The sequence below is a fragment of the Legionella sheltonii genome (assembly GCF_026191355.1).
GTDB lineage: Bacteria > Pseudomonadota > Gammaproteobacteria > Legionellales > Legionellaceae > Legionella > Legionella sheltonii.
The window spans coordinates 67063-77636 of the sequence record NZ_JAPHOQ010000009.1 but is presented as its reverse complement, the minus strand read 5'-3'; the positions used below and the strand labels follow the sequence as shown (position 1 = coordinate 77636).

Genomic DNA, 10574 nt, shown 5'->3' with positions numbered 1-10574 from the left:
TTATTCCCCTATCAAAAAATGAATTCCTTATCGGACTCGCATTCGATACGTTTGATGTTGGTTGGCGCTTGCACCTCAAAACGACCGCTGGTGGGCTCATTAACGGCAGAACCCTTTTTGAGATTTGCATCACACGGAGGAAGGGACGGTATGGCACGAGGTAAAAAACCTGCGGCTTTTATACTTCTTTTTTGATAATGAAGTTCCAGCTTTGTAATAGGGTATTGACCTGGCAATCGCAGATAACAGGTAAGCGGATCAAGTCCCATAATTTCAGGATAGGTTACTAAAGGGCGTGTTATACGGTTTTTTCCTAATGAAATACCGTCACGAATGGAGTTGGCTCCATAAGAGTAATTTTCTCGGGTGTCATCAATTTCTTCATCCCCAAGCTCTTTACTGACAAGTTGCGCCATTTCATGGCTTGGACTTGCAAAAAAGGCTCGGGTATTAAGCAAATCAAAAATTTCAGCTGCCCCACTACGCCCATATACCTTCTCCAATTGACTAAAGCTCTGCATTCCCAGAAGAAAACAGCCGCCAAATTTCCTGACTTCAGCAATGGTTTCACCCAATAAGGGTAATTTGTGCAGGCTTGGTAATTCATCACAAATAAACCAAATTCGCCTGTTCGCGTCTTCTGGCAAACTTAAGAGTGTCAGTGATGCCATGGCAATCCACATCGAAATCAACGGCTTTAAAGATTTATGTTGCTCCCCATTGCTTGATATAAAAAGCCAGCCCTCCAAATCTTTATTTAACAGATAATCACGAATGGAAAAGGAAGGCTTCCCAGACTCATCAAGCCCACTTAACGACTGCATTGATTTAAGGTAGGTTGTAATGACAGAGCGAATGGAGATGGCTGTTTTTTCTATTTTATTACTGACCAAAGTCGCTGCGGCTGTACCGTTGAGATAAGGTTCCAACTCGCTAAACTCGCCAGTTACAAGTAACCCTAACAGCTTGGATAAGGAACGTTCTTTATCCTCACGCATTTGACTTGCAAGACAGGCAAACACGGTACGTGCTGCATTAACCCAAAACGGATCGTTTTCTCCATGCATAGGGATAAGACTTTCTGCCATATTTTCCAGTAATTCATCTTTCGGGGCTTCCAGCCATAAATCCCAATTAGCGCAGCGTGCATCAAAAGGATTGAGCAAGGCATCATGACCTTCCTGAAAATACGCCTGAGTAAACGTGCACCCCTTGTCATAAACAATGACTCGGTCGCCACGCGCACGTAAACAATCCATCAATTTCATGATGAACTGACTTTTTCCCATACCGACCGTACCATGTACTAATAAATGCTGTACCTCTGAGCCTTGCAAAAGAGGGAATCCATCAAGATGTAAATCAGATGCTTTTCTTTGTTTTATTATCTGTTTTTTAAGTGGTTCTGATGGGACTAAACTCGCCCCTCGTATAAATTGATTTTGCGTTTGAACCTTTCCTCGATAAATGAAATATCGGCTCACCAAAAGTGCCACAATCAACGATAAGGGAAAACTCCATAGAGTTGACTGTAACAGCAGGGTCAATAAACGATCTGAGGTTGCAGAAAAATAGTGATTGTGGAGAATTTGCTCGACAGTTTGTGATGCATACCCCCCTTTAACAGGGATAGAAAATACATGTGGCACCCCTGCCAGGTGATAAAAATGAGCCGCATGATAGGACACCGTCTGTCTTATCATTCCATGTGGCGCAAAGATACAGGTCAATACAATGCTTAACCCTGCCCAAATGAATAAGTAAACATGAAAGAGCGCTTTGTTAATCTGAAACCACATCCGCAGATTATGGAATGAGATCTGGCCTCCCCGGGTATAATGTTTGTAATTGGATTCATGGCTCATTTTATCTTCCTCCTGCTTGTTTTGGGCAAAGCAGCGGCTTCCACTGCTTGTATTTGTGGTTAAAAATTATTCTTTTTGATGTGTTTTGTTTATTTTAAGGGTATTGCCGCACTGGCATTTTTGTCCTTATCAAAATAATTCTTTATGAGAGTAAACAGCGCGCTGATGCCTATCCTATTGAGCTCCATTTCAACAAGGATGCTCGTTAAAATCCCGCTGATGAAAAAAGCGCCAAAGGATATGAAGAAGGCAGCACTGGGAAACAAGAACAGTGAAGGAATCAAAACAATCCCCGCAAATATTCGATAGGCTATAGTTCCAGCCCGCTTTATTTGTTTTACTATCAATGAGCCTGTTCTTAGTTTGTGTTTCAATTGATAGTCAATCAAAATGTATTGATTTAATGAGCTGTAAATGAATAGAAAAACAAAAAGGCACAATCCTAGAGCCATTAATGGCAGCCAGAAAAAAATGGTGATGAGCTCGTGCGTTGAAGTCTCCACCATCAACACGTTCCAATAAAAAGGAAGTGGAAGTAAAAAGCCTAGAAGTATTGTTCCATATAGTTTAAAAAAAACATGCAAAAACAAACGCCTGTTCGCCTGGTAATACTCCTTGGCCGGCATAATATCCACGTCCAATGTTTTTAATGTTTCTATATCCAAGGCGATGGCCTCTTTTAATTCTTGTGAATTCATTTCTTCATTACTCATGGATAAGCTCCTTCTTTGGGGCTGATTTATCATGATGATCAACCCATTTAGTAAAATAGGCGGGTATGGCCACGTTGGTTTTCCCCAGTTTTTTACCTTCGCCTACATCGTTGTTTGTTGTTTCAACCGCTTGCTGGTATTGACTCTTTAAACGCCCTCCTCCACTGCTTGTTTTATTTACCGCCGTATCGACCTGATTATTAATTTTTTGCTGCATACTTTTGGCTCTTGATGCATCCATGCCAACTCCCATAGTCCTTCCAGAATCCTCCAATGCATTACTGTTTTTGTGGTAGTCAGCTCTCATTTGTGATTCTTTTGAACTTAATGGATTTGCTGCATCCTGATAAAAGGAGTCAATCCGAGCATTTTTAGAAGCATTGCCGTATTGTGCGATTAAACCTTCTCGTTGTTCACTGATAAACTCATTAGCTAGCGTTTGTAATTGTTTTAATGAGGCCAGATCTGAAGGATTGGAATACAATTCATCTCGTGCCTTCTCTCCAATGCGGTGTGCCACAAAGCCAGGAAATGCCTGATTAAGATCGGTGGTAATCTGATCGGAGTTTGATTCCACATAACTCCTGGCCGTGCTAATGCGAGCGGCTTTAGACATCGAGGCATCGTAGTTTTGGCTTGCCGTTTGCGCCTCCCTTAAATCGGTACCCATCTGATTCGAAAGGCTTGCCCCTTCCGAATGGCTGTTATCAAAATGATGGTTTTGTGCAAACTGACTCACGTAATTAAGCGCCTGATTAAAGTCTTCTGCTTCCTTCGCTGACATGCTGCTGTCCGTCCCTTCATGGTAACGATCACTACTTGTTGATGACCGATCGAACTTAGCATGGCTATCAGCACCTCCTGTTGCTCCAAAAGCAAACCGCCCAATGCTTCCCAGTATGCTTTTTTCACTTGCAACTCCGGCGTGGACATTTAATCCAGCAGCGGTCATATGAGCCAGCGCATCCTCTTGGCTTATCCCTTCGCGTTTAGCTACATCCGAGGCAATATGCGTCATGGTCGATAATGCCTGGCTGTATTGACCGGATTCACTTTCAGACACTCCATCGCCCAAACGCATATCATGACCCTGCATTTTAGATAACTGCACGGCACTGTGCGCAAAACTGGACAAGGACGTTTGATAATGCTGACCTTCATTGGCTGCAGCCTGTCTGGATTCTTCAAAAGCCTGATTTAAAGAGCCGCTTAAGGCCTTTGTATCTGAAATGTGCACGGGGCCTCGTGACATCCCAGGATTTACGTCATAAACAGCATCCCCATGGCTTGTGGTAGTCTTAAGCACACCACTTCCCAATTGCTCCGTGTGCATCCCATGCATGTTCGTCCAATTGGTATCGTGCTTGTTAGCCGAAACGTTATTGGCGCTGGTATTTTCATAGTTCATATTCCAACCGCTGTAACTTGCCATGGAGATGTTACCTGCAGCTGCAGATTGCGCTTCACTAACTGACAAAGATTGTGCCATACCACCAAAATGCTGGGAGGATGTACTCAAAATCTGTCCCAATCCTTTCGTGATGTACAGGGCAATAACAGGAACACTTGCCGCCAATGCACCTGCCGTATAGGCAAAATTACTGTGCATGCTGGCTAATGAATCGATATTAGAGAAGGTCACACCTCCTGTTTTTTGACCAAACAAAGTAATGGTGGTACTTGAGGCCATGGAAACAAACCAATGAAAAATAATAAACATCGGCGGCCATGACCAAAGGTAGATTTGAGATTGCACCCACAGGAAATAAGCATTACTCAGGGTCGGAAAAAAAGAAATCAAAACGACTAATGGAAAGATACACAGCGTCAACATCCACATCACTGTCATATAGTAAGGCAGGCGAAATCCTGCAAGCCAAAAGCTATTGGCTTCAGCGATGTGCATTTTTTGGGTGCTGTCCGTATTGGTGTAATTCATGAGTGCGGCATCAGCTCCTGAGAAAGCAAAAGCATCGGCTGCGGCATCTCGGGTCGCATTAATTAAGATATTTTGGGTGAGCGTTTCGGCAGCATCTTCGGTAATGTTCATGTAATATTTGTGAGCGGCCTCCAACCTGTCACCAAAAGTCTTTTCGCCAGGCAACGAACTGCTGTCTGTGTTGCGTGATGTTAAAGCGCCTGTGGTTACCAGATGATTAAGACGTTCCAACTCCAATTTCGCTGCAATGGGTAGTCGAGTCTTCAAATTGGCTGCTGCATCACCACAACTTAAATTGACTCCATTATGCAGAATCACCCGATAAATGGGTGATGGCTCCTCAAAATAGGTTTTAGAAAGATGAGCACTTTGGGTAAGCTCTTGAGGGCTTAATTGATGGCTTGCCAAAAGTTTTGCCGTAAACACGCATTGGCGGATATAGGACGATAGGTCTTGTGCCAAATCAGGCGACATGGAGAGCCTTGTCTGAGTTGCTGCAAGCCAAGTCCTTGCACCAAAAATCATTCCTGTTTTGTTGTACTCCAGACTATCTGGCATGCGAAATACATCACTAAAGGCGGTCGTAATTCCATACCCCATGCCACTAACCAATGAGGCAGGTAAAGCAACGCCTAGAGGTACATGATCAACCGTTAAGGCTTCTCCCGCTCCTTCGGCTGTCTGCATGTCAATAATAGCCACAGGCACTTTAATGCCCAGCACGCAATACATGACTAAAAAGGTGGTCAGCATAAAGCGGGTTAATGATTCGAGCTTTTTACCCATCACATACTGATAACCGACCATACCAACGGATAGAATCATAATAATGTCACACGCCGTACTAAAGGTAGATTCAGTAAGCAAAGTGGCCATACCATCAAGCAGCTCTTTTAAATAAATCCCATTTTGTGGGGTATAGATTAATAATGGGCTCATTGTGCTCCTCCGGTATAGGATTGTCTTAAGATGGGATTAAGGGCATTAAGTGCCTGCTTCACATTGTTTTGAACCAATTGATTGGTGGTCAGTGCCGCATTAAAACGTGCTCTTGATTCGCTATTAAAATTATCTACAAATTGTTGTGCCACCTGCAGATTTTTAAATAGTTTTTCTTCATGGGCATTTCCTATATCACGCCCTGCAAGGGATGCTCGAATCACTTCAAGTGAGTTTGCAAGATATTGGGCAAGCAAATCCGTTGCTACACTCTGGGCAAGCTCATAACTGCTTTGTATGCCAATATTCTGCTGTGCGCTGGCTGAAATAAGCTGAAATACGGACGGCTGGGTGAGTTCAATTAACCCTTTTTGTTGGGGCGTTAAGGCAGTCCCTGATTTGATATTCTCATAAACTCCCTGCAGGATGGCTTGTACTTGAGATACCAGTGCATCTTTACTGCTAATCTCCTGGCTTCCTTTCACATTGATGGCAACACATTTTATAGGCTTGTTCGAATCAGTGCACTTATAGCTGGGTAATTTGCCTCCATAAAGCAAGGCTTTTACAAAATCCTGATTAGTCGCTAAAGAGGGATACGTTTGCATCCCTCCTTTGGCATCAAATACCAGCGTTCCTGAAATTGACATATAGACTTCTGAAATTTCTGTATCTGATTTGATGAATTCATTCAGTTGTAATGCATCCCAAACTACGTTGGTATTCAAAAGAGCCCTGTCTTTATATTCTGAATCGTTTTTTGCCTGTTCTAATCGCTTTTCAATCTCCCCTCCTGTCGAACATTTATGTCGGGCTTCTGCCCAATCGGTGTATACATTACGGTTACGCCCGATGTCCTCACACAAACGCTGATGTGCCGCTCTATTTTTGGGATAAAGCGCTGCAGTCAGATTTTCTCCCATCTCACACGAATTAAAATTAGTTCCATTAATGTCATTTGCCAGCTTTTGCATGTACTGCATGGCATGAGCAATTTCAGGCAGCTCGGTCTCGAGTGCCAGGTTCATTGCATAGCCTGCCCCGTTACTTAAAATGTTCTGCATAAATGAAACTATCTGCTCTGATTTAATAAAGGAAAAACCACCTGCAAAAATATCAATTCCGCCACATCCTGAGCGAAAACCAGGTACATCAACGTGAGCTATCTGAATGGAGCGCACCTGATTTCTGGCATAGACTGAGCCTAATGATGCAAATCCTGCTGCCTGTGATTCATAGGAATGGCTACCTGTGACATTCGCAGAATAACCAAGATTATTAAAAAAATGATTTAAATCGGCACTGGCTGATGCATGAACACCATTTCCTGCCACGCAAGTAAAAGACGCAACAACGGCTAGCACAAGAGCTCTAATCATTAAATTTCTCCTCAATGTGTTGCTTTAATTCATGAACTCTTTGTGCCAGCTGATAAGGCGAAGCTTGCCCAAACAAGACAGCGTAGGCTTCCAGGGTATGTCGATTGACTAAAAACAAGGCGGGAACCGTAGGCTTATACCCTCCTGATACATAGAACGTTTGAAAAAGCTCAGCTGTTAATGGTGTGGTGTCGAGTCCATCCAGGGATTCTCCATCCAGGCTAAAAGCACGAACCTTAATATGGAATGTGTCTGAAAAATCCTTTAATACAGGGGAGAATTTTTTACAATGTGGGCAGGTGCTTCGATAAATAAATGCAAAATAATAATTTTTGGATAAATCTTTAGCCTCAAGAGATTCCTTCTGTGCAAAAGCTTTAGGGGCTTGCTTTTTCAATAACAGTGCATTGAGTTCTTCAACTGCCACATTGGCGTGCAAAGGACTAATTACAGAACAAAGCAGTAAAAAAATGATGCGGACAATCATGCTTCAAACCCCTCATAGCTGTATCGTTTGTAATGAGTCGCCACATCCAGCAGGCGTTCCTTTAGCTCGGTTGTGGAGACAAAACCGTAGGACAAGGGCGACATGTGTTGTGTTTTTAAATCAACAAGAAACAGTGCAGGCATGTACCGTGACTGCAAATTCATTGTTTTTTGTATTTCTTGAAGAGGTATGTTTTTATGATTAGGCAGACCTTCAATGGGTTGTCCATCTGTCGTAACCGAAATCATGGAAAAGTGGGTCACATTGACGAATGGCACAAGATGAGTGATGAATTTTTGCGAAATGGAACTGTTCCCTTTGTAAAAAAGGATTAATCCATAACGTTTAGCCCCTTCTCGGACTACCCTCTCCATTAAAAGATTCATTGAATCATTGCGAATGGCCACAGCCGTATTGTCGGTTGGAAAATTTAAGGAATGATCCAGCTCAGGATGAGACAACAGAACCTGTTGCCAGTACTGGACAAATTTCTGATTGTTTTTGGCATACACCTGCTGGGCTTTCATGTACTCATAGGTTGCATCAAATGATGGGGCAATTAATGCCGTTGCGAGCTTATTCATTGTGGCTTTGCGGACTTCCATGAGCTGCTCATAAGGAGTCAGCGAAGGCTTTGATACCTTTGGATTTTGAACAGGTTTCACCTGATGCTCTTTGTTTTCTGTACTGTACCAATGAAACCCATGAGCGGGTGGACTTACTAAATCAGCCATGACCGGCATGGAAAGTAACATTAAAATAATAGTGAATAATCTCATTTTTGTTCCGCCTTTTTCTGGACTCGCCGTTTGATTTCATCCATGGTTTTTGAAGCGTCGGGGCTATTTAAAACGACATCGCCTACAATTCCTGCTTCTTTTGTTGGCTGTCCCTGGGGAAATGGATACACAGGGTTTAAAAAATCGATGCGTCCCATATCAAGGCTTTGTAATTCATTCACACTGAGCCCCGCACAGCGTGTATGCTCTGCATCTCCTAAAGCGTTGGGATTTAATTGTCTTAAACGTCCTTCGGCCTGGATAATGCGCGCCATTTTGCTGTCAAAGACACAATAGGTGCGTTTGTGCTCCAGACAGGTGCCAAAAATGGGATCTTTCTGGCTGCAAAACTCGCCTACATAATGAGCCAGGTAATTCAATTTGGCTTTGCCTAAAGCCTTATCTTCTTCACGACACAAATCGATATGGAGTTTGTCAGCCCAGCCTTCATTCGAACAACAATCAATAATGTCCCAAACCCAGATTTTGCACTGCACAGGATGGCCTGAAAATAAGGTAGCCTGCGTTTTACCAAACTCAGCGCCAGCAGCCCCTGCAACGGCCATGGGTGCCATGGCCTCTCCAAAACCATCATTCTGAGTTGCTGCATGTTCCGTGCAGTCTCCATCGGCACAAAAGAGATCTCGCACACAGGCCACAGGCTGTGGGCAGACTGTCTCATCGCAACGATATACCTGCTCATAGAGCGAGCAGGTATTATTGTTCATTAATGTGCAGCGCGAGCTTGCCTGTAAGCATCCTTTTTCCCGTTGCGTTTTACATTCATCGGCTGCAGCGGATGCACACTGGTATCGTGCATTAAGCTCCCAGCAATCACGGGTGACGGGCAGACCATTAATGACACGGGTTGGATTGGAATCAGTACACTGCTCTTGTGTTTTTTGACATAGGTTGTTTGTCTCAAGAGTGGCGCATTCATTATCCCAGTGCTCTTCTTCCACATAGGATTTGGAATGAGCAATAATCGTCAATGCCACTTGAATTGGGTAGTAACGAGCAAACTTTTGTGACACCTTAAGGGTGATTACCCCGCCGTTCTGACAGGTTGGATTGCTCACTACATGTACCCAGTACGCCCGGTCACCATTGTTTAAAATCGAATGGATGGAGGCCTTTATCTCCTCGCAGGGATGGTTTAATTTAACGGGATTGGTTAAGTGCCCGCCTGCGCTATTGGTCATGGCACCCGTTATAAGATTAACCGCAATAATCCCCGTCCATTTTTTATGAACCCATACCTCAAAATCAGCTCTTTGACTTAAGCGCTCGGTGTTCACTGTTACTTTACGTTTCTTAAAACACTGCTGCTCGGGCAATTGCCTTGATGTATGGCAGATTTCCTCATGCGATTTAATTTGACAAGCCTGTGGTTTTTCATCACATTTGACTCGCTCATTGGATTGTCCATGAGTAATGGCGTAACTTTCTTCTTCAATTAATTTAGCGTTCTTAATCGCTTCATTTTTAGTATTGATTTCAAATTGGCGTTGGCCAAAATGCTCAGTCACAGTACGTCCACCGGCATCATTGTGTAAGGCATTGGCAGCAAAGGTACTTAAATCGGTTTTTTCAGTTTCAACCCCCTGATAATGAAGCGATTGCGAGGGAGTTTCCGTATAGTCTTTGAAGGTATTCTGGGGCTTAAATTCATTCATGGCGCTCAGCGGTTGATTCCCCAAAGATTTTGCGTATTCTTTTAATTTCTGAAAGTCCTGAGCTGTTGTATTGGCAGCCGAGAAAGTGCAAAAACCAAAAATACAGGCGATGGCCAACATACTTCTAAACATGGCCTTTCTCCAAAATGGTGGCCGCTAATGTCGCTCCTGCGTCTCCTTTCTGGGCGATGAGCTCGAGTCCTTTTTTAATGCTTGCATTGCCATACACTACATCAAACGGTTGATTGGTGCAGGGCTGCCCTGAACCGCAAGACCTGGAGGGCTCTGTTACTACAAGCGCTGGAACCGTTGTAATGTGGAATTGATTAAACCAGACTGGATCAATAGAAATTCCCTTAAAGTTCAAATGCTGCTTTTGGGCTTCGCTATTAAGGCGTTTAAATGTTTCTATGGTTTTTTTAAAATCACCATCCACTAGCCCATTAATGACCACGGGAATATGAAACCGTGCTGCTTCATCGCTCAATGCAAATAAAAGTGAGTCGGGCATGGAAAAGGATACAAATAAAATGGCACCTTCAGCCCCCTGTGGCTTTTGATTGCTTTGTAAACCGTTTGTGCTGCGTTGCATGAGTGTATCAATTAATAATTGATGCTCTGATTGATTCCGTGAGGACGTGCGCTTTAGCGTTTCAATTGTCTTATTCGAAATGGTTGATACCTGGTGATCCCCTTCTTCTTGGTAATGCCTTAACTCATCATTAGTGTTTGCAAAGCATCCGCCAATCCCAGTTAGAAACAGAATAATGATTTTAATGTAGTGCGCCATGAAAGGC

At 43.4% G+C, this 10574-nt stretch carries 8 protein-coding genes; all 8 read right to left on the bottom strand.

What is annotated here, in order from left to right; all coding sequences use genetic code 11:
- Positions 1 to 11: 11 nt before the first annotated feature.
- Entirely contained in the window at positions 12 to 1865 is a 1854-nt protein-coding gene (traD, locus tag OQJ26_RS11285) for a type IV conjugative transfer system coupling protein TraD (RefSeq protein ID WP_265703902.1), read from the bottom strand.
- An 89-nt stretch (positions 1866 to 1954) separates the two neighbouring features.
- The gene (locus tag OQJ26_RS11280) at positions 1955 to 2578 is read right to left on the bottom strand and encodes a hypothetical protein (RefSeq protein ID WP_265703901.1); all 624 of its coding nucleotides are present in this window, start codon (positions 2576 to 2578) and stop codon (positions 1955 to 1957) included.
- Positions 2571 to 5456, bottom strand: coding sequence for a conjugal transfer protein TraG N-terminal domain-containing protein (locus OQJ26_RS11275; protein WP_265703900.1), 2886 nt, complete (start codon positions 5454 to 5456; stop codon positions 2571 to 2573). Before OQJ26_RS11275 ends, OQJ26_RS11280 begins: the two co-directional genes overlap by 8 nt.
- Positions 5453 to 6835 (bottom strand): conjugal transfer protein TraH, encoded by a 1383-nt coding sequence (locus OQJ26_RS11270; protein ID WP_058468990.1) that lies wholly within the window; start codon positions 6833 to 6835, stop codon positions 5453 to 5455. Before OQJ26_RS11270 ends, OQJ26_RS11275 begins: the two co-directional genes overlap by 4 nt.
- Positions 6828 to 7322 carry a type-F conjugative transfer system pilin assembly thiol-disulfide isomerase TrbB gene (gene trbB / locus OQJ26_RS11265; RefSeq protein ID WP_265703899.1) on the bottom strand — a complete coding sequence of 165 codons (495 nt, stop codon included), beginning with the start codon at positions 7320 to 7322 and terminating at the stop codon, positions 6828 to 6830. The genes OQJ26_RS11270 and trbB overlap by 8 nt, the downstream gene beginning before the upstream one ends.
- Positions 7319 to 8101 (bottom strand): type-F conjugative transfer system pilin assembly protein TraF, encoded by a 783-nt coding sequence (gene traF, locus OQJ26_RS11260; protein WP_265703898.1) that lies wholly within the window; start codon positions 8099 to 8101, stop codon positions 7319 to 7321. The genes trbB and traF overlap by 4 nt, the downstream gene beginning before the upstream one ends.
- The gene (traN, locus tag OQJ26_RS11255; RefSeq protein ID WP_265703897.1) at positions 8098 to 9909 is read right to left on the bottom strand and encodes a type-F conjugative transfer system mating-pair stabilization protein TraN; all 1812 of its coding nucleotides are present in this window, start codon (positions 9907 to 9909) and stop codon (positions 8098 to 8100) included. Before traN ends, traF begins: the two co-directional genes overlap by 4 nt.
- Entirely contained in the window at positions 9902 to 10567 is a 666-nt protein-coding gene (trbC, locus tag OQJ26_RS11250) for a type-F conjugative transfer system pilin assembly protein TrbC (RefSeq protein WP_265703896.1), read from the bottom strand. Before trbC ends, traN begins: the two co-directional genes overlap by 8 nt.
- Positions 10568 to 10574 lie beyond the last annotated feature (7 nt).

What these genes read in the sequence shown, in the direction of transcription:
- traF (WP_265703898.1), bottom strand. Translation starts at nt 8,101, where the DNA reads ATGAGATTATTCACTATTATTTTAATGTTACTTTCCATGCCGGTCATG.
- OQJ26_RS11280 (WP_265703901.1), bottom strand. Translation starts at nt 2,578, where the DNA reads ATGAGTAATGAAGAAATGAATTCACAAGAATTAAAAGAGGCCATCGCC.
- trbC (WP_265703896.1), bottom strand. Translation starts at nt 10,567, where the DNA reads ATGGCGCACTACATTAAAATCATTATTCTGTTTCTAACTGGGATTGGC.
- traN (WP_265703897.1), bottom strand. Translation starts at nt 9,909, where the DNA reads ATGTTTAGAAGTATGTTGGCCATCGCCTGTATTTTTGGTTTTTGCACT.
- trbB (WP_265703899.1), bottom strand. Translation starts at nt 7,322, where the DNA reads ATGATTGTCCGCATCATTTTTTTACTGCTTTGTTCTGTAATTAGTCCT.
- traD (WP_265703902.1), bottom strand. Translation starts at nt 1,865, where the DNA reads ATGAGCCATGAATCCAATTACAAACATTATACCCGGGGAGGCCAGATC.
- OQJ26_RS11270 (WP_058468990.1), bottom strand. Translation starts at nt 6,835, where the DNA reads ATGATTAGAGCTCTTGTGCTAGCCGTTGTTGCGTCTTTTACTTGCGTG.
- OQJ26_RS11275 (WP_265703900.1), bottom strand. Translation starts at nt 5,456, where the DNA reads ATGAGCCCATTATTAATCTATACCCCACAAAATGGGATTTATTTAAAA.